The sequence below is a fragment of the Streptomyces zhihengii genome, from assembly GCF_016919245.1.
In the GTDB taxonomy this organism is placed as follows: Bacteria; Actinomycetota; Actinomycetes; order Streptomycetales; family Streptomycetaceae; genus Streptomyces; species Streptomyces zhihengii.
In genome coordinates this window covers 4,184,263-4,202,478 of record NZ_JAFEJA010000001.1, presented here as the reverse complement: position 1 = coordinate 4,202,478, position 18,216 = coordinate 4,184,263, and the positions used below count along the sequence as shown (strand labels likewise).

Here is an 18,216-nt window from a genome sequence, read left to right as displayed (position 1 = left end):
CGCCGCTCTACCATCGGCTTATCCGTAGCAGGCTCTCCTCCGTTCAGGCCCCATCGCCCGGCACCGACGGGCGATCCGCGGCTTACGGAGCATCGGGGGATGCACATGAACAGCGCTCCGCACCTGCTGACCGAGGACCGCGCAGAGTACGAGCGAGTCCTCGACGAAGCACTGCGCGACGACCGGGAACGCCGTGATCCGGCCGCCGGTACGGCACGGCTGAGCACCGAACAGCTCCGCACCATGGCGCTGAACGCGACGGCCCTCATCGTCGCCTCGGCCGCCGCCGAGTACGAGCACTACGTGAAGGTCCGCGCCGAGGTGCGCGCCACCGCGGGCGGCGCCGTCCACGGCACCGGCGGCGGGCTCGGTCCCGCCGTCGGAGCGGCGGAGAGCGGCGCGGGCGTCGCCGCCGTGGTCGCCGTGCTCGCCCCGCTGCTCGCGGGGACGGCCGCCGCGATCTTCCTGATCGTCGGCTACCTGCTGAAGATGCTCAGCCCGCCGCCGGCCTTCGCCGACACCCTGCTCTCCGCGGGATGGGTCTTCGGCGCGCTCACCGCGGCCGCCATCCTGGCCGCCGCCGTCGCGCTGCTGCTGACCGCGTTGCGCAACGACGCCAGCCATGTCGCGGACAAGGAACCGTACGGCGGGCCGCCACCCGAGGTCAGGGACGCGAAGGAGGCGTGGTGCGAGGCGCTGCTGGACCGCGGCATCCTGCCGTTCCTGCGCGCCGCGCTGGCCGAGCGCCCCGAGGCGCCGGCGCCCACGGACGCCGGGCGCCCGGTGGGCCGGATGCCCAAGATCGGCTACAGCGGCCCGGAGTTCTCCAGTCCGGCCGAGGGCCGCACCGCGGGCCGCCGCCCCCGGTACTCCAGTCCGGACTTCTCCAGCCCCGACTTCGGGGGCCCCGAGCACCGTCCCGACTGACCGCCACGCGCACGGAGCCCGGCCCGGCGGCCACCGGGCCCGCCCGCCCGCGCCCGCCCGCGCCCGGGCCGTGCGCCGTACGGCGCCCCGGGCCGGCGGCTCCCCCGTGGGCCGCCGTGCCCGGACGCCGTACCCGGCTCAGTCGGCCAGCGGCAGATAGACCCGGTTGCCCGCCGCGGCGAACTCCGCGGACTTCTCGGCCATCCCCGCCTCGATCTCCTCCTGGCTGCCGCCGTGCTCCCGGCGGATGTCCTGCGAGATCTTCATCGAGCAGAACTTCGGACCGCACATCGAGCAGAAGTGCGCGGTCTTGGCCGGCTCGGCGGGCAGCGTCTGGTCGTGGAACTCCCGTGCCGTGTCCGGGTCGAGGGCCAGGTTGAACTGGTCCTCCCAGCGGAACTCGAACCGGGCGTCCGACAGCGCGTCGTCCCACTCCTGCGCGCCGGGGTGCCCCTTGGCGAGGTCGGCGGCGTGTGCGGCGATCTTGTACGTGATGACACCGGTCTTCACGTCGTCGCGGTCGGGCAGGCCGAGGTGCTCCTTGGGCGTCACGTAGCAGAGCATGGCCGTGCCCCACCAGGCGATCATCGCGGCGCCGATGCCCGACGTGATGTGGTCGTACGCGGGGGCGACGTCCGTGGTGAGCGGGCCGAGCGTGTAGAACGGCGCCTCCTCGCAGATCTCCTGCTGGAGGTCGATGTTCTCCTTGATCTTGTGCATCGGGACGTGCCCCGGGCCCTCGATCATCGTCTGCACACCGTGCCGCTTGGCGATGCCGTTGAGCTCGCCCAGCGTGCGCAGTTCGGCGAACTGCGCCTCGTCGTTGGCGTCCGCGATCGACCCGGGGCGCAGCCCGTCACCGAGGGAGTAGGTCACGTCGTACGCGGCGAGGATCTCGCAGAGCTCCTCGAAGTGCTCGTAGAGGAACGACTCCTTGTGGTGCGCCAGGCACCAGGCCGCCATGATCGACCCGCCGCGCGAGACGATGCCGGTCTTGCGGCGCGCGGTCAGGGGCACGTACCGCAGCAGCACGCCGGCGTGGACGGTCATGTAGTCCACGCCCTGCTCGGCCTGCTCGATGACGGTGTCCTTGTAGATGTCCCAGCTCAGCTCCTCCGCCTTGCCGTCGACCTTCTCCAGCGCCTGGTAGAGCGGCACCGTGCCGATGGGGACGGGGGAGTTGCGCAGCACCCACTCGCGGGTGGTGTGGATGTTGCGGCCGGTGGAGAGGTCCATGACCGTGTCGGCGCCCCAGCGGGTCGCCCAGGTCATCTTCTCCACCTCCTCCTCGATCGAGGAGGTGACGGCGGAGTTGCCGATGTTGGCGTTGACCTTCACCAGGAACCGCTTGCCGATGATCATCGGCTCGATCTCGGGGTGGTTGACGTTGGCGGGCAGCACGGCCCGTCCCGCCGCGATCTCCTCGCGCACCACCTCGGGCGAGACGTTCTCGCGGAGGGCGACGAACTCCATCTCGGGGGTGATCTCGCCCCGCCGGGCGTAGGCGAGCTGGGTCACGGCCCGGCCGTCGCGGCCGCGGCGCGGCTGGCGCGGGCGGCCGGGGAAGACGGCGTCGAGATTACGCAGGCCACCGCGCGGCGACGTGTGCTTGATGCCGTCGTCCTCGGGGCGGACCGGCCGCCCCGTGTACTCCTCGGTGTCGCCGCGGGCGGTGATCCAGTTCTCCCGGAGCGGCGCCAGACCCCGGCGGACGTCGGTCTGTTCGGCGGGGTCGGTGTACGGGCCGGACGTGTCGTAGAGCGTCACGTCCTTGCCGTTGGTCAGGTGCACCTTGCGGACCGGCACCCGGATGTCGGGGCGGGAGCCCTCGACGTAACCCTTGTGCCAGCCGATGGACTTCCCGGCCTCGTCGTTCTGACTGGAGGCAGGCGTGCGCGCGTCCGATACGGTCATGAGACCTACTCCCTACGCCGGCATTACCCGGTAACAGGTTCGGCGGTCGGCGCAGCCCTCCCGTACGACGTACGGCGATCAGCGCCCTCTCAGCCCGGTGCTCCGAGCTCCCGCGTGTGCAAAGTGCCACCACGCTAGCGCCCGCTCTGGCGCGCTGAACAGAGGGCCCCCCGCGTTCTTGCGATGATCTGTCGGTGACCTCATCGCCGCAGAACCCCGAACCGCACGGCCACGACCACGGTCATGTGCACAGTCACGGGCCGGCCGCGCCCGTTTCCCAGCACCTGCGGAAGGTGATCGCCGCGGTGCTGATCCCCTTCGCGACGGCCGTCCTCGTCGGCCTCGCGGTGCTGTGGCCGGGCGGGACACCCGGCCACGAGCGCTCGGGGGTCGGCTTCGACCGCCAGACCGAACAGGGCAAGGTGGTGAGCCTGGAGCGGGTCGACTGCAAGGACGTCAACGCGGCGCAGGTGCCGCCCACCGGGGACACCTCGACCCCCGAGGGACGCGAGGCGGTCGAGTCGCAGCGCGGCGACTGCGGCAAGGCGACGGTCGAGGTCGTCACCGGCCAGGACAAGGGCCGGACCTTCGTCGAGATCGTCCAGCCGGACGCCCCGCGGCAGTTGAAGCAGGGCCAGGGCGTGATCGTGGCCTACGCGCCGGACGCGCCGCGGGATCTGCAGTACTCGGTCACGGACGTCGACCGGGACTTCCCCATCGCGCTGCTGGCGGGCATCTTCGCGCTCGTGGTGGTCGCGGTGGGCCGGATGCGCGGCGTGATGGCGCTGATCGCCCTCGCGGCCTCGTTCGCCGTGCTGACGATGTTCATCCTGCCCGCCATCCTCCAGGGGTCGAACCCGCTGGTGGTGGCCATCGTGGGGGCGAGCGCGATCATGCTCATCGCGCTGTACCTGTGTCACGGGGTCAACGCCCGCACCTCGGTCGCGGTGCTGGGCACGCTGATCTCGCTGCTGCTGATCGGGCTGCTCGGTTCGCTCTTCATCGGCTGGGCGAGTCTGAGCGGCAACACCGACGACAACACCGGTCTGATCAAGGGGCTCTACCCGGAGATCGACATGAGCGGTCTGCTGCTGGCCGGAGTGATCATCGGTTCGCTCGGTGTCCTCGACGACGTCACCGTGACCCAGACCTCGGCGGTCTGGGAGCTGCACCAGGCGGACCCCTCGATGGGGCCCCGCGCGCTCTACCGCTCCGCCATCCGCATCGGACGCGACCACATCGCCTCCGTGGTCAACACCCTCGTCCTCGCCTACGCGGGTGCCGCGCTCCCGCTGCTGCTGCTCTTCTCGATCGCGCAGTCGAGCGTGGGCACGGTCGCCACGAGCGAGCTGGTGGCGGAGGAGATCGTGCGCACGCTGATCGGCTCGATCGGCCTGGTCGCCTCCGTGCCCGTGACCACGGCGCTCGCGGCCCTGGTGGTCTCCGCGGACCGCCCGCAGGAACGGCCGGACGGCACGGCGGCCGCCGCCCCGGGCCGGGGCGGCCGGGGGCGTCGCCGCAAGCGGTAGCCGCCGGGCGGGCTCGGCGGCGGGCTCAGCCGGCGTTCTCCTCGGCGAGGATCCGGCCCAGCGCGTCCTCCAGACTCAGTTCGAAGTCACCGAGAGCGAGCTCCTGCCCCAGCGGCACCAGCTTGTCCGTGCGGTCGAGGAAGGCGACCAGCGGTGGGGCGCCCACCCGGAACAGGGCCGAGTCGTCGCCGACCCGGAGCCGGATGTGGACGTCGGAGAGCGCCTCGGGCCGGGTCGGCGCGATGTGCACATCGCCGTCCCCGCTCGGCGCGTTGATCCCGTCGAGAAGCAGTTCCCGGCCGAAGGCCCAGGTCACCGGCGCGTCGCCGGGCAGGTGGAACGTCATCCGGACCGCGTACGGATCGGATGTCTCGTAGCCCAGCTCCACCGGGATCCGGAAGGAGAGCTCGTCGGAGACGAGAAAGCTCATCTGAACCTCGGCCTGAACCGACTCGCGCATCACATACCTCGCAGTAGATGAAGCAATGAATGACCGTGCTGGCGAAGCAAGAAGTTGGCCAAGAACGATCCCCGTTGGGCACAGAGGCCCTCTTGACGCCATCGTGCTGCAAGCGCTAGCAGATCACAAGGAGTGATTTTTCAGATACTGATAGAGAAGGCAAGTGACCCCAGAAGGCCACCGATTCCCTCGCGTAATTGCTCAACTGCCGGACGCAGCCTGGCTTCTTGGTGCAAGGGAAGAGAAATGGCCATCGTCGCGGCGATGTCACCCACAGTGATCGGGATGGCCGCGCAGACGGTACCGAGTGCGTACTCCTGACGCTCGACCACCGGTTCCATCCGGCCGACGGCGGCGAGGCGTTCCATCAGTGCCGCCCGGTCGCGCACCGAGTACGGTGTCACCGGCTGGACGGGATGGCGGTCCAGATGGTCCCCGCGCGCCGCCTCGTCGAGCTGGCTGAGCAGGCACTGACCGATCGCGTGGGCATGACCGGTCTCCCGGAAGTCCGCCCATTCGTGGACGGCGGGGGAGTACGGCGTGTCCGAGACCGCCACCAGCTCGATCTCGCCCTCGCGGTAGACGGCGAAGTAGACGGGCACGCCGATGGCGTCCCGCCAGTGGGTCAGGGATTTCTCCAGCGTGCTGCGACGATTCTGCAGGTCACCGCCGAGCGCCAGCCGGTCGACGGCCTCGCCGAGGGTGAACACGCCCTTGTCGCGCCGGAGGTACTCCTCGTGCGTCAGGGTGCGCAGCAGATGGTAGGCGGTGGGGAGCGGGATCCCGGTCTCCCTGGCGAGCTGCTTGGCGGGGGCACCGTCGCGGTGCGAGCCCGCGGCCTCCAGCAGCCTCAAGGCACGCTGCACCGAGCCGATCAGGGTGGGGACAGCGGCATTCGTGGCCCCGGCCAAAGGTCACCCCCCAGGCATGGTGACGGGCCCCGGCCCGCCCGCGGGAACCGCCCCCGCGCTGCCACCGCGACCCCCGGGTCTCCCGAACGGCTGCCCGCCCGGCCCGGCAGCCGGTGCGAACGCCTGGGCGGCCACGAAACGGCGAATTCGCCGGTCGGAGCCGTCACATGAGGAGAGGTGCCGAAGAGTGCGGCAGAGAGCTGCCACTCTAATGGCAGCCCTCTGCCGTGACAGGCATAAAGCGGAGCGTTCCCCCGGGCGGGCTAACGCGCCCGCCGGCTCCGCTCACCACTCCTTGGTCGAGGAGCCCGACGAGCCCATGAACTTCCGTACGACGAAGACCAGTCCGCCGACCAGGGCGACGAAGAGCAGCACCTTGAAGAGAACCCAGAGCACGAATCCGAGGATGCTGGTGATCAGCCCGCCGAACACGACGAGGGCGATGACGGGCACCGCGATCCACTTCACCCACCAGGGCATCCCCGCGAATATCTCCCGCACAGCCATCGTCCTACCTCTTTCTCCGAGTGCGTGCTGTCGATGCTAGGCGGCGAGGCGGGGCGGGCGGGGGCCCGCGAGCCCTTGAACTCCCCGGAGCGGACCCTTAAGGGAACGACGCCGTCCGGAGGTCATCCCTCCGGGGGCGAGAAGACCACCATGACCCTCAGGTCCTCGCTGATGTGATGGAACTTGTGCGGCACCCCGGCCGGCACGTAGACGACGCTGCCCCGTCCCACCTGCGTCGTCTCCATCCCGACGGTGATCGCCGCCCGGCCGCTGACGACGAAGTAGACCTCGTCCTGGTTGTGGGGGAGCTGCGGGTCGACCTGGCCGGCATCGAGCGCGTACAGCCCGACCGACATGTTCCGCTCACGCAGGAACTGCAGATACGCGCCGTCGTTGGCGGCGCGTTCCGCCTCCAGTTCGTCCAGCCGGAATGCCTTCATCGCCGTCCGCCCCTGCCGTTGATCCGATCATGTCTGCCACGATCAGACACATGATGAATTTCGTAGTCAAGACGCTCGCGAACGCGGGGGCCCTGCTGGTCGCCATCTGGCTGGTGCAGGACATCACGCTCACCGGGGACAGCACCGGCAAGAAGGCACTCAGCCTGGTGCTGGTCGCGCTGATCTTCGGTCTGGTCAACGTCGTCGTGAAGCCCGTGGTGAAACTGCTCACGCTGCCGCTGTTCATTCTCACCCTCGGGCTGATCACCCTGGTGATCAACGCCCTCATGCTGCTGCTGACCTCTTGGCTCGCGGACCAGTTCTCCCTGAACTTCCACGTCGAGGGCTTCTGGACGGCCATCCTCGGCGGTCTGATCATCTCCCTGGTCTCCTGGGCGCTGAACGTGGCCCTGCCCGACAAGGACTGAGCCGAGGCCGCTCCGGCGCTGCCCGAGAATGGTGGCGGCGCCGGACGAGGTCCCTCCCGGCGCGGCACCACACCTCAGCCGAGGAGCGAACGTATGACGGACATCCCCCTGGGCGAGGGCACCCGAGCGGTACGCGCGGGACTGCCCGAGCCCCAGCAGTACGAACCGACCCTTCCCGGCCCGGTGTTCGCCGCCCACTTCCATCTCTCCGGCGACCCCACCGGCCCCTACACCTACGGCCGCGACTCCAACCCGACGTGGACGCATCTGGAACGCGCCATCGGCGAGCTGGAGGCCCCCGGGGAGGACGTGCACACCGTCACCTTCGCCTCCGGGATGGCCGCGATCTCCGCCGTCCTGATGTCCCAGCTCCGCACCGGTGACGCGGTCGTCCTCCCCGACGACGGCTACCAGGCGCTCCCCCTGGTGCGCGAACAGCTCCGGGCGTTCGGGATCGAGGTGCGCACCGCCCCCACCCGCGACGACTCCCAGCTCCCGCTGATCGACGGCGCCCGGCTGCTGTGGATCGAGACCCCGTCCAACCCTGGCCTCGACGTCTGCGACGTACGGCGGCTGGTGGAGGCCGCGCACGCGGCCGGCGCCCTGGTCGCCGTCGACAACACCCTCGCCACCCCGCTCGGCCAGCGGCCGCTCGATCTCGGCGCCGACTTCTCGGTGGCCAGCGACACCAAGGGCATGACCGGCCACGGGGACATCCTGCTGGGCCATGTGACCTGCCGCGACGCCGAGCGGGCGGCCGAGGTGCGGCGCTGGCGCAAGGTCGTCGGCGCGATCCCAGGGCCCATGGAGGCATGGCTCGCCCACCGTTCGCTCGCCACGCTCCCGTTGCGCTCCGACCGCCAGAACGCCACGGCCCTCGCCCTCGCCGAGGCCCTGGCACGGCGCGAGGACGTCACCGGCCTGCGGTACCCGGGGCTGCCGGGCGACCCCTCGCACAAGATCGCCGCGCAGCAGATGCGGCGCTTCGGCTGCGTGGTCTCCTTCGTGCTGCCCGACCGCGCCCACGCCGAGCGCTTCCTCGCCGCGCTGCGCCTGGTCGACGACGCCACCAGCTTCGGCGGCATCCGCTCCACCGCGGAGCGCCGCGGCCGCTGGGGCGGTGACGACGTCCCCGAGGGCTTCATCCGCTTCTCGGTCGGCGCCGAGGACGCCGAGGACCTGCTGGCCGACGTGGCCCGGGCCCTCGACGAGGCGGCGGCCCCGGCCCCCTGAGCCGGGACCCGCCCTCTTCGCTCCGCGCACGGCCCTCATCTTGAGCGCCCCGGAGGCGAACCGAGCCCGGAAATAGGGCACGGGCGGTCCGAGCCTCCCCCCTCGTGGCTCGGACCGCCCCGGTTCCCGCGAGCGAAGAACCGTGCGGACAAGGCTAGTTGACTGAGCGTCAGTGTCCAATCACAGTAGCGACAGCGCCCTATCGACTTATTTATAGTTGACCGGGTTCGGGAGCAACGTCGGACCGGGAGGGGCATGGGATGGATCTGGCCCTGCTGCGCACATTCGTCACGGTGCACCGGGCCGGCTCCTTCACGCGCGCCGCCGCCCTCCTCGGCCTCTCCCAGCCCGCGGTCACCGGCCAGATACGCACCCTCGAACGGCAGCTCGGCCGCCCTCTCTTCCTGCGCCAGGCCCGCGGTGTCACGCCCACCACCATCGGGGACGAGCTCGCGCACCGGGCGGCGCCGCATCTGGACGCGCTGCTGGAGATCGCCGAGGCGGAGCTCGACGGCGAGTCCGCCGTCCGCACCGTGCATCTGACCGGTCCCCCGGAGTTCACGGCGCTGCGCGCCCTGCCCGCGCTGACACCGCTGACCGGCCAGGGGCTGGCGCTGCGCACCTCGTTCGGCACCGCCGAGGAGTCGCTCGACGGGCTGGCCGCCGGCCGGCACGACATCGCCATCACCACCGCCCGCCCGCGCGGCGGCCTGCTGAGCGCCACCGCCCTGTGCGACGAGGAGCACGTCCTGGTGGCGGCTCCGCGCTGGGCGGCCCACCTCGGGCCGGAGGAGCTGCGCGAGGGCCATGTCGTGCTGGAACAGCTCCCCGTGGTCGAGGTCCACGAGACGCTGCCGCTGGTGTCCCGCTACTGGCACAGCGTCTTCGAGTCCCGTCCGGCGGCGTCCGGAGCGGTCATCGCCCCCGATCTGCGGGCCGTGCTGGAGGCGACCGCCGCCGGCGCCGGGCTCGCGGTGCTGCCGCGCTACCTGTGCGAGGAAGCCCTGGCACAGGGGCGCCTCGTCGCCCTCCTCGAACCGGCGGTCCCGCCGCTGCGCACGTACTTCCTGGTCGTCCGCACCGGCACGCTGGCCCACCCGCACGTCGCACGGGCCCATGAGTGCCTGCTGCGCGCGGCCGCCGGGTGGTGAGCGCCCGCTCCGGTGGGGCCCGTCGCGTTTCAGACGCCGCGGCGTGGGCCACTCTCTTGCCATGACCGAACGACCAGTGGTCAAGCGCACCGCACGCGCCATCCTGCTCGACGGGGACGACCTCGTCCTGATCAAGCGCACCAAGCCCGGAGTCGATCCCTACTGGCTCACTCCCGGCGGCGGCGTCGAACCGGAGGACGCGACCGTCGTCGACGCCCTCCACCGCGAGGTCCACGAGGAACTGGGCGCCAAGATCGTCGATGTGGTGCCCTGCTTCGTCGACACCGTCGAGCACATCGCCGACGGCGGGGTGACGGGCGTGAAGGTGCAGCACTTCTTCGTCTGCCGGCTGGAGTCGATGGACCCCTCGCAGCGCCACGGCCCCGAGATCGACGAGCCCTGCGGGGAGTACGAGATCGTCCGGGTGCCGTTCAGCCGGGTCGGCATCGCGGCGGTCCATCTCGTGCCGCTCTCCCTGCGCCACTACCTGGACGGCAACATCGAGGGCGTACGCGCGATGCACGCGCCGGACCTCGGCTGACGCCCGGATGACGCGGTCGCGCCCGGGGTCACTCCCCGACCGCGACCAGGTCCTCCAGCGAGTCGTGCCGGATCCGGTTCACGGGTATGCCGATGCCACGCAGGGCGTGCACCCCGCTGCGGATCATCCCGGGCGGCCCCGAGAGATAGGCGTCGAAGCCGTCCCACGGGCCGTGCCGGCCGAAGTCGCGCAGCGCGGAGGGGAACCGGGCGCGGTCGTCGACCACGGGGCGGACCGAGAGCCACGGATGGGCCTGCTGGAGCCGGAGCATGGTGTCGATGTCGTAGAGGTCGTAGTCGGTGCGGGCGCCGTAGAACACCTCGACCGTCCGCCGCTCGCCGTGCTTCGCCACGTCCTCCACCAGGGCCTTGATCGGCGCGATGCCGGTGCCTCCGCCGAGGCAGAGGAGCCCGTTGTCCGTGGTGTGGTCGACGGTCATCGAACCGGCCGGCGGGCCCAGCCGCAGGACGTCGCCTGGGCGGGCGCGGTGCACCAGCGCGTTGGAGACCCAGCCCGCAGGGACCGCCTTGACATGGAACGACAGCAGACCGTCCGAACGCGGCGCGCCGGCGAACGAGTAGTGCCGCCACACCCGGGGCCACCAGGGCGTCTCCAGCGTCGTGTACTGACCGGCCAGGAACGGGTACGGGGTGTCCGGCCGCACGGTGACCACCGCGATGTCGGGGGTCCGCAGATCGTGCGACACCACCTCGGCGTCCCACCACGCGGGGGCCTGGAGTTCGTTCTCCGCAGCCGCGTCGATCATGATCTGGGAGATCGTCGTGTACGTGCGCACCCAGGCCGCCTCGGATTCGGCGTCCCAGGTCGTGGTCGCGTAGCGGGCCAGGGCGCCCATCAGGGCCTCGCCCACCGCGGGGTAGTGCGCGGGCTGCGTGCCGTACTTCCGGTGGCCGCGGCCCAGGTGCTGGAGGTACTCCGTCAGCACGGCCGCGTTGTCCATGTGCTCGGCCGCGGTGAGCAGCGCCTTCAGCAGCCGGTCGCGCTGGGTGTCCATGGCCACCGGGAACATCGAGCGCAGGGCGGGGTGGCGGGTGAAGAGCAGGGCGTAGAAGTACGAGGTGACCTGGTCCGCCACGGGCTCGATCTCGACGAGGGTGCGGCGCACCAGACGCGCGTCCGGCGACGCGGGCGGTCCGGTCTCCCGGGGCGGGGCCGGCTCCCGGGCCTGGGCGGCGGCACCGGCCGGTGCGGGGGCCGTCCCGACGGGAACGGTCCCGGCGGGGGCGCTGCCGGCACCGGCCGGGCCGGCGTCCTCGCCCGCCTCGTCCCGGGGCAGGTCGGGAACGACCGAGAGCCGGGGGCGGTCGCGCCGGGAGGCGCCGGAGCCCACCGGGCGTATCGCGCTCACCGGTCGGGAGGGGGTGACGGCCGGGCCGGCGTTCTCCGTGTCCGCGCTCCGCTCGCCCGGTTCGTTCCGGCCGGGGCCCTCGGGGCCGGCGGACCGCTCATCCGGGGACGGCTGCCTGCGAGGGCTGAACCATCCGCCGTTGTCGTCCGACATCCCGTTGTCCCCCGACGTGGTGGCCGGAGCATCCATTGACTGCCTCGCCTCGAACATCTTCTGGTCGGTTGCCGCACGTCCGCCTCCGGACGCACTGCCTTACCTGCTCTGTCCGCACCTGCCCGCTGTCGCAGCATGTCAGGCGACCCGCGTTCAGGGGACGAAGACCGGAAAGTCCGGGCAGCCGAATCCGATTCCCCCCTCAGTCCATGCCCCCGCGGTGCCGTCCCGGCCCGCAAGGATCTTCGCGCCCCACATGGAACCACCAGGGACGACGCACCCGTCCAGCCCTCACCCGATTTCTGCACAGCGCGGGTCCCCGATCTTCACGTTCGCCATGTCCGCGCAACCCTCCTCCGTGGACGCCACCGCGGAGCGGCGTACGCCCCCGCGCGTACGGACGGATACTCCCCTCGTCAGACGCGTCCGCCGAGTGCTCCCGGCAGGGTGTTTCACGTGAAACATCTCCAGCGCCCCGTCCGCCGGGGAGTCCTCGTCGTCCATGTCGTCGCCTCCGCCGGCTGGCTCGGGCTCACCCTCGGCCTGCTCACCCTGGCGCTCACCGCCTTCACCACCGGGGCGCCCTCGGTCGTGGAGGCGTCCTGCCGGTCCATGAAGGTCTTCACGGACTGGCTGGTGCTGCCGATCGCGCTCGCCACCCTCCTCAGCGGCCTGGTGCTCTCCCTCGGCACCCCCTGGGGCCTGGCACGCCACCGATGGGTCGTCACCAAGTTCTGGCTCACCCTGGCCACCACCGTCGCCTCCGTCCTGCTGCTGCGGCCGGGCGTGGACAGCGCCGCGGCAGCCGCCGCCTCCGGGCGGGCCGTCCTGGAACCACGCGATCTGGTGATGGGACCGGCGGTCTCCCTCGCGGCCTATGTGCTCATGACGGCCCTCTCCGTCCTCAAGCCCTGGGGCCCGACCCGACGCGGCCGCCGTCTGCGGAGCGCGTCACACGAAGCATCCGGTTCCCGGAAAGGGCTGGACGCGCGATCAGTGCGTCGGACAGCCTGACCCCATGTCGACTCCGCTCTCCGAACTCCCCATCCGACGCCTCACCCACGAGGACGTCGTCTCCTGCGCCGACCTCTCCGAGAACCGCGGCTGGCCACGCGAGGACCACAAGTGGGGTCTGCTGCTGACCGCGGGCACGGGATACGGAATCGACGACCCCGACGGCAAGGGCCTGATGGCCGCCTCCGTCCTCACCTCGTACGGCACCGGACTCGCGGCCATCGGCATGGTGCTCGTGGCCGATCACCACGCCCGGCGCGGGGTGGGCCGCCGGCTGATGCGTCATGTGCTCGCCGAGGCCGGCGAGACCCCCCTCACCCTGCACGCGACCCCCAACGGGCAGCCGCTCTACGAGGAGCTGGGCTTCGCCACGGTGGGCAGGGCGGAGATGGTCAAGGGCCACTTCACCGGGACGGAACCGGTCCCGGACGTGAGCACCAGGCCGGCGACCGCCGAGGACATGGCCGCCGTCGTCCGGCTGGACTCCGAGGTCTTCGGCGTCGACCGCACCCGGATGATCGCCCGGCTGCCCGCCTTCGCCGACCAGATCCGGGTGGCCGAGGAGAACGGCGAGCTCATCGGCTACGCGGCGGCCTGGCCGAACATGGCCACCCATGTCGTCGGGCCGCTCATCGCCCGGGACACCCCGACGGCCCAGGCCCTGGTCGCCTCGCTCGCCGCGCACACCGACCGCCCGCTGCGTACGGACATCGACGTCCGGCACGAGGAACTGCTCTCCTGGCTGCGGCGGCAGGGGCTGGAGACGATCGCCTTCAACGCGGTGATGGCCCGTGCCATCCCAGCCCTGCCCGGTGACTGGACCCGCAGGTTCGCACCGCTGACGGTCGCGGCAGGCTGAGACACCGACGACGCCGGAGGCCGGTGACAGGACTGTCCTGTCACCGGCCTCCGGCGTTCGGGCCACGGCGTTCGGGCCACGGCCCTCAGTGCACGGCCGGCTCCGGGACGCGGAGGAGAGGGGCGGCCGCCCGCCGGTCCGAGCGGCGTTCGAGGGCGGCGGAGAGCACGGCGAGGCCCAGCGCCGAGACGGCCAGCAGCGCGCCGACCCAGTTGGGGGCGGTCAGCCCGAACCCGGCCGAGATGACCAGACCGCCCAGCCAGGCCGCGAGGGCGTTGCCCAGGTTGAAGGCGCCGATGTTGACCGCGGAGGCCAGCGTGGGCGCCCCCTTGGCCTGGTCCAGCACCCGCTTCTGGAGCGGCGGCACCGTGGCGAAGCCGAGGGCGCCGATCAGCACGATGGAGACCGCCGCGAGGACCTTGTGGTGCGCGGTGACCGTGAACAGCGCGAGCACCAGCCCCAGCGCTCCGAGGGTGATGTAGAGCAGGGGCATGAGGTGCCGGTCGGCGTAGCGGCCGCCGAGGAGGTTGCCGCCGACCATGCCGAGCCCGAACAGCACCAGCAGCCAGGTCACCGAGGAGTCGGCGAAGCCCGCGGTCTCGGTCATCATCGGGGCGATGTAGGTGATCGCGGCGAACACTCCGCCGAAGCCGAGCACGGTCATCGCCATGGCGAGCAGCACCTGGGTGTTCTTGAAGGCGGCCGCCTCGTCCCGCAGGCGCACCCCCTCCGGCCGGGGGAGGTCGGGGACGAGCTTGGCCACCCCGGCCAGCCCGACCACACCGAGCCCGGCGACCACGGCGAACGTGGTCCGCCAGCCGATGGACTGGCCGATGAACGTGCCGCCGGGGACACCGACGACATTGGCGACGGTCAGTCCGGTGAACATCATCGCGATCGCGCCCGCCTTCTTGTGCGGGGCGACGAGTTCGGCGGCGACGACCGAGCCGATGCCGAAGAAGGCGCCGTGGGCGAGCGAGGCCACGATCCGGCCGGCGAGCATCGCGCCGAAGGAGGGCGCCAGGGCCGAGAGCAGGTTGCCGAGGACGAACAGGCCCATCAGCAGCATCAGCATCCGCTTCCGCGGGATCTTGGTGCCCAGTGCCGTCATCAGCGGGGCACCGGCGACCACGCCGAGGGCGTAGCCGGTCACCAGCAGCCCGGAGGTGGGGATCGAGACCCCGAAGTCGGCGGCCACCTCGGGCAGCAGGCCCATGATCACGAATTCGGTGGTGCCGATGCCGAAGGCTCCGACCGCCAGAGCCAGTAGCGCGAGAGGCATGGGTTGGCCCCTTCCAGGTTGCTTGAGCGCTTTACAGGCGTTCACAATAATTGCAGACGCCGATTAATTGCAAGCGCGGGCTATTGCGGTCGTCGTCTATCCTGGCAAGGACTGGTGGCGCGCCACCCGGCACCGAGGAGAGACACATGACGGCGACCGATCCCGCACTGACCGCCCTCGCCCAGGGGTGGTGCGCCCTCTCGCTGCTCCACGGCAGGATCGAGTCCCACATCGAACGGGCCCTGGAGGCGGGGCACGGACTGAGCATGCGGGAGTTCTCCCTGCTCGACGTCCTCAGCCGCCAGCACAACGGCCCCGGCGGGCACCTCCAGATGAAGCAGGTCGCCGACGCGGTCGTGCTCAGCCAGAGCGCCACCACCCGGCTGGTCTCCCGCCTGGAGGACCGCGGCCTTCTCTCCCGGTACCTCTGCGACACCGACCGCCGGGGCATCTACACCGACGTCACGGAGAGCGGCCTCGCTCTGCTCGCCGAGGCCCGCCCGACCAACGACACCGCGCTGCGCGAGGCTCTCGACGAAGCGGCGAAGAACCCGGAGCTCGCCCCGCTCGTCAGGGCGGTCGAGGAGCTGAGGGTCCCCGCGTAATCTGCCGATCATGAGTGATCTCGAGATACGCGCCGCCGGCGTCGACGACGTACCGGCGATCGTGGCCATGCTCGCCGACGACCCCCTGGGCCACCAGCGCGAGTCGCCCGACGACCTGGCTCCCTACCTGGAGGCGTTCGGCAGGCTGGCCGCCGATCCCCATCAGCACCAGACCGTCGCCGTCCGGGACGGCCGGGTCGTCGGCACCCTTCAGCTGACCGTGATCCCCGGCCTCTCTCGGCGGGGTGCCACCCGCTCGGTCATCGAGGCCGTCCGGGTGCACACGGACGAGCGCGGCAGCGGACTGGGCACCCAGCTCATCGAGTGGGCCATCGGGGAATCCCGCCGCCTGGGATGCAGCCTGGTCCAGCTCACCTCTGACGTGCAGCGGTCCGACGCCCACCGTTTCTACGAGCGGCTCGGATTCAAGCCGTCCCATGTGGGCTTCAAGCTCCCGCTCTGACGATGACCGGACGGCACGGGAAGCGCTCGGACAGGAGACAGGGCCGGTGGAATCCACCGGCCCTGTTTCACGTGAAACCCTCGCTCAGCGCCGTCGGCCCCGTCAGAGGCGCCGCCCCCTCAGCGCCGCGGAGCTCTCAGAGCCCGCGCCACCCGGCCTCGTCCACACCGCCCGGCACCGCGTCCGCGGGCCCGTAGGGCTCACGGGTGAAGACGAAGGACCCGAGGTCCAGATGGCTCACCGAGCCGTCGGCCCGCCGCACCACCGACAGGGTCTCCCCCGCGTAGTAGCCGTCCAGACCGGTCCAGCGGCCCTCCCCCGCCGCGACGAAGCGCGACTTCCGCCCGCCGCCCCGGAGCATCTCCAGTTCCACCCCGCCGTCCGCGGCGAGACGCAGACCGTAGGAGTAGGTCCCCCAGTACCAGGGGCCCGTCAGCTCCAGCAGTTCCGGATCGACCGAGGGAAGCGGCCGCCACGGCCGGGGGATCCTGGGCTCGGCGTCGGCCACGATGCCCACCAGCTCGGCCGCCGTGACCCCGGTGGCCGGCCCCGAGGTGACATTGGTGAGCGCCACCGCGGCGACACCGTCCTCCACGCTCACCCACAGCCCCGCGAGGAAGCCGGGCAGCGAACCGCCGTGGCCGATCAGCGTCCGGCCTTCGCTGCGGACGATCTGCACGCCCAGGCCGTAGGTGCCGACCCAGTCCCCCGTCTCGGCGGGCACGGAGGGCGTCCGCATCTCCCGCACGGACGCGGCACCGAGCACCCGGTCGTCCCCTTCGGCGAGGAACCAGGCGAAGCGGCAGAGATCCTCGGTGGTCGACCACAACTGGCCCGCGGGAGCCATCAGTCCCAGGTCCTCGGAGGGTTCGGGCAGCATCACGTCCGCCCAGGGGTGGACGGCCCAGCCCCCCGCGTGCGGCGCGCTCGGCCGGGCGGCCGTACGGGTCAGCCCCAGCGGGTCGAGGATCTCCCGTTGCAGCGCCTCCTCCCAGGACACCCCGCGCACCGTCTCCACCAGCGAACCCAGCACGGTGTAGCCCGGGTTGGAGTAGTGGTGCCGCCGGCCGGGCGGGTGCATGCGCGCCCCCTCGCCCAGGACATCGGCGAGTTCGGGGCGCAGCGTCCCGGGCGTCCGCTCCCACCAGGGCGCGGGGGACTCGGCACTCAACCCGGCGCTGTGTCCGAGCAGTTGGGCGATGGTCACCTCCCCGGCCCCGGTGCCGGGGAGGTGCTTCTCCAGCGGATCGCCCAGATCGAGCAGCCCCTCGTCGCGCAGCCGCATCACCAGGACGGCGGTGAAGGTCTTGGTGATCGACCCGATGCGGTACTGAGTGCCGGGCTCGGGGGCGTGTCCCTCGACACAGCTCCGGGACCCCGTCCATACGATCTCCCCGTCCCTGAGCACGGCGGCCGCGTAGGACGGGGTCCGCCCCTCCGACTGGGCGACGGCGATGCGGTGCAGCAGCGCCCTGCGCGTACTGGGGAGCAGTTCTTCCGGCGATGACGTCATACGGCAGTGTCTACCGGCGCGCGCCCGGACGCGTCGAACCCTTTATGCCGGGTGGATCAGCGCAGCCCGGCGAAGAGGTCGTTCTCGGGTACGGCCGCGCCGGTGGCGTCCTGGACACGGACGAAGGTCTCCGTCCCCATCAGCTCGCCGAACCTCTCCTTGCCCATCTTGAGGAAGAAGATGTTCTCGCCCTGGCTGGCGTGCGCGGCCAGCGCGTCGAACTTCTGACCGCTGAAGGCGGTGGTGTCCACCCAGGTGGTGATCTCGTCGTCGGGCAGGCCGATCTCGGCCATCGCGGCCGCCTCGGCGGGATCCGGCTCCGGCATGTCGGGGTGGAACTCGCGCATGATCTCCCCGAACCGCTGCATCCCCGAGCGGGGCATGGTGGTCCAGTACACCTTCGGCGTCAGCTCCGTCATCTCCAGCGCCGCCATGGTGATGCGGTGGGCCTGGATGTGATCGGGATGGCCGTAGAAGCCGTTCTCGTCGTAGGTGACGACCACATCGGGCCGGTAGTGGCGCATGAGGTCCGCGAGACGGGCCGCGCCTTCCGCCACCGGGGTCTGCCAGAAGGATCCGGGGGCGTCGTTGCTGGGCCAGCCCATCATCCCGGAGTCGGCGTAGTCCAGCGTTTCCAGATCGCTGATCTTGAGGACGTCACGGCTCGCCTCCAGTTCCTGACGGCGCATCAGCGCGACGGCAGCCGGATCGTGGCCGGGATCGCCCGGCTTGAGGCCTCCCGGTCCGTCACCGCACCCGCCGTCGGTACAGGTCACGAGGACCGTGCGGATGCCTTCGGCCGCGTATCGCGCGAGGACCCCTCCGGTCCCGGTGGCCTCGTCGTCGGGGTGGGCGTGTACTGCCATGAGCGTCAAGGGCCGGTCGGTCATCTAGCAGTCCTCCTGCGGAAATACGTC

19 protein-coding genes are annotated in these 18,216 nt (G+C 71.4%); 10 read left to right on the top strand and 9 right to left on the bottom strand.

The genetic code is table 11. From position 1 onward, the window contains the following. Positions 1-99: 99 nt before the first annotated feature. Positions 100-927, top strand: a complete 828-nt coding sequence (locus tag JE024_RS17615) for a hypothetical protein (protein ID WP_205374508.1) — start codon at positions 100-102, stop codon at positions 925-927. Positions 928-1,065: 138 nt separating this feature from the next. On the opposite strand, the gene thiC is transcribed toward JE024_RS17615, so the two are convergent. Next, positions 1,066-2,841: a phosphomethylpyrimidine synthase ThiC gene (gene thiC, locus JE024_RS17610; protein ID WP_205374507.1), complete on the bottom strand. Its 1,776-nt coding sequence runs from the start codon at positions 2,839-2,841 to the stop codon at positions 1,066-1,068. A gap of 194 nt (positions 2,842-3,035) precedes the next feature. Between thiC and JE024_RS17605 the strand changes: the two genes are divergently transcribed. Beyond that, entirely contained in the window at positions 3,036-4,370 is a 1,335-nt protein-coding gene (locus JE024_RS17605; RefSeq protein WP_205374506.1) for a YibE/F family protein, read from the top strand. Between the two features lie 25 nt (positions 4,371-4,395). Here the strand turns inward: JE024_RS17605 and JE024_RS17600 are convergent, their stop codons facing one another. From JE024_RS17600 to JE024_RS17585, 4 genes are all read right to left on the bottom strand, one after another. Further along, positions 4,396-4,830: an SsgA family sporulation/cell division regulator gene (locus tag JE024_RS17600; protein ID WP_205374505.1), complete on the bottom strand. Its 435-nt coding sequence runs from the start codon at positions 4,828-4,830 to the stop codon at positions 4,396-4,398. Positions 4,831-4,970: 140 nt separating this feature from the next. Next, the gene (locus JE024_RS17595) at positions 4,971-5,741 is read right to left on the bottom strand and encodes an IclR family transcriptional regulator (RefSeq protein ID WP_205374504.1); all 771 of its coding nucleotides are present in this window, start codon (positions 5,739-5,741) and stop codon (positions 4,971-4,973) included. Between the two features lie 285 nt (positions 5,742-6,026). Next, entirely contained in the window at positions 6,027-6,248 is a 222-nt protein-coding gene (locus JE024_RS17590; protein WP_205374503.1) for a DUF5326 family protein, read from the bottom strand. A gap of 122 nt (positions 6,249-6,370) precedes the next feature. After that, positions 6,371-6,688: a cupin domain-containing protein gene (locus tag JE024_RS17585; protein WP_205374502.1), complete on the bottom strand. Its 318-nt coding sequence runs from the start codon at positions 6,686-6,688 to the stop codon at positions 6,371-6,373. Between the two features lie 50 nt (positions 6,689-6,738). Here JE024_RS17585 and JE024_RS17580 point away from each other — a divergent pair, with 50 nt between their 5' ends. The 4 genes from JE024_RS17580 to JE024_RS17565 all read left to right on the top strand — a co-directional run bounded on the left by JE024_RS17580 (position 6,739) and on the right by JE024_RS17565 (position 10,041). Beyond that, positions 6,739-7,116, top strand: a complete 378-nt coding sequence (locus tag JE024_RS17580; protein ID WP_205374501.1) for a phage holin family protein — start codon at positions 6,739-6,741, stop codon at positions 7,114-7,116. A 93-nt stretch (positions 7,117-7,209) separates the two neighbouring features. Next, complete coding sequence (locus JE024_RS17575; protein WP_205374500.1) at positions 7,210-8,349, top strand: cystathionine gamma-lyase; 1,140 nt, start codon at positions 7,210-7,212, stop codon at positions 8,347-8,349. Positions 8,350-8,609: 260 nt separating this feature from the next. Beyond that, positions 8,610-9,500: a LysR family transcriptional regulator gene (locus tag JE024_RS17570; RefSeq protein ID WP_205374499.1), complete on the top strand. Its 891-nt coding sequence runs from the start codon at positions 8,610-8,612 to the stop codon at positions 9,498-9,500. A gap of 61 nt (positions 9,501-9,561) precedes the next feature. Beyond that, a complete protein-coding gene (locus tag JE024_RS17565) occupies positions 9,562-10,041 on the top strand; it encodes an NUDIX domain-containing protein (RefSeq protein WP_147987213.1) in 480 nt (159 codons plus the stop codon). 28 nt (positions 10,042-10,069) lie between these two features. On the opposite strand, the gene JE024_RS17560 is transcribed toward JE024_RS17565, so the two are convergent. Continuing rightward, the gene (locus JE024_RS17560; protein WP_205374498.1) at positions 10,070-11,620 is read right to left on the bottom strand and encodes a globin domain-containing protein; all 1,551 of its coding nucleotides are present in this window, start codon (positions 11,618-11,620) and stop codon (positions 10,070-10,072) included. Between the two features lie 399 nt (positions 11,621-12,019). Here JE024_RS17560 and JE024_RS17555 point away from each other — a divergent pair, with 399 nt between their 5' ends. Together JE024_RS17555 and JE024_RS17550 are read left to right on the top strand one after the other, a co-directional pair. Next, the gene (locus tag JE024_RS17555; RefSeq protein ID WP_205374497.1) at positions 12,020-12,577 is read left to right on the top strand and encodes a DUF2269 family protein; all 558 of its coding nucleotides are present in this window, start codon (positions 12,020-12,022) and stop codon (positions 12,575-12,577) included. Positions 12,578-12,581: 4 nt separating this feature from the next. Further along, positions 12,582-13,436: a GNAT family N-acetyltransferase gene (locus JE024_RS17550; protein ID WP_205374496.1), complete on the top strand. Its 855-nt coding sequence runs from the start codon at positions 12,582-12,584 to the stop codon at positions 13,434-13,436. 85 nt (positions 13,437-13,521) lie between these two features. Here the strand turns inward: JE024_RS17550 and JE024_RS17545 are convergent, their stop codons facing one another. Continuing rightward, on the bottom strand, positions 13,522-14,718 hold the full coding sequence (locus JE024_RS17545; RefSeq protein ID WP_205374495.1) for an MFS transporter: 1,197 nt from the start codon (positions 14,716-14,718) through the stop codon (positions 13,522-13,524). A 146-nt stretch (positions 14,719-14,864) separates the two neighbouring features. On the opposite strand from JE024_RS17545, the gene JE024_RS17540 reads away from it, so the two are divergent. Both JE024_RS17540 and JE024_RS17535 read left to right on the top strand, forming a co-directional pair. Next, positions 14,865-15,323, top strand: a complete 459-nt coding sequence (locus JE024_RS17540) for a MarR family winged helix-turn-helix transcriptional regulator (RefSeq protein ID WP_205374494.1) — start codon at positions 14,865-14,867, stop codon at positions 15,321-15,323. Positions 15,324-15,333: 10 nt separating this feature from the next. Further along, positions 15,334-15,786 (top strand): GNAT family N-acetyltransferase, encoded by a 453-nt coding sequence (locus JE024_RS17535; protein WP_205374493.1) that lies wholly within the window; start codon positions 15,334-15,336, stop codon positions 15,784-15,786. A 136-nt stretch (positions 15,787-15,922) separates the two neighbouring features. On the opposite strand, the gene JE024_RS17530 is transcribed toward JE024_RS17535, so the two are convergent. Next, a complete protein-coding gene (locus JE024_RS17530) occupies positions 15,923-17,299 on the bottom strand; it encodes a serine hydrolase domain-containing protein (RefSeq protein WP_205374492.1) in 1,377 nt (458 codons plus the stop codon). 56 nt (positions 17,300-17,355) lie between these two features. Next, on the bottom strand, positions 17,356-18,189 hold the full coding sequence (locus JE024_RS17525) for a PIG-L family deacetylase (protein WP_205374491.1): 834 nt from the start codon (positions 18,187-18,189) through the stop codon (positions 17,356-17,358). Positions 18,190-18,216: the final 27 nt, after the last annotated feature.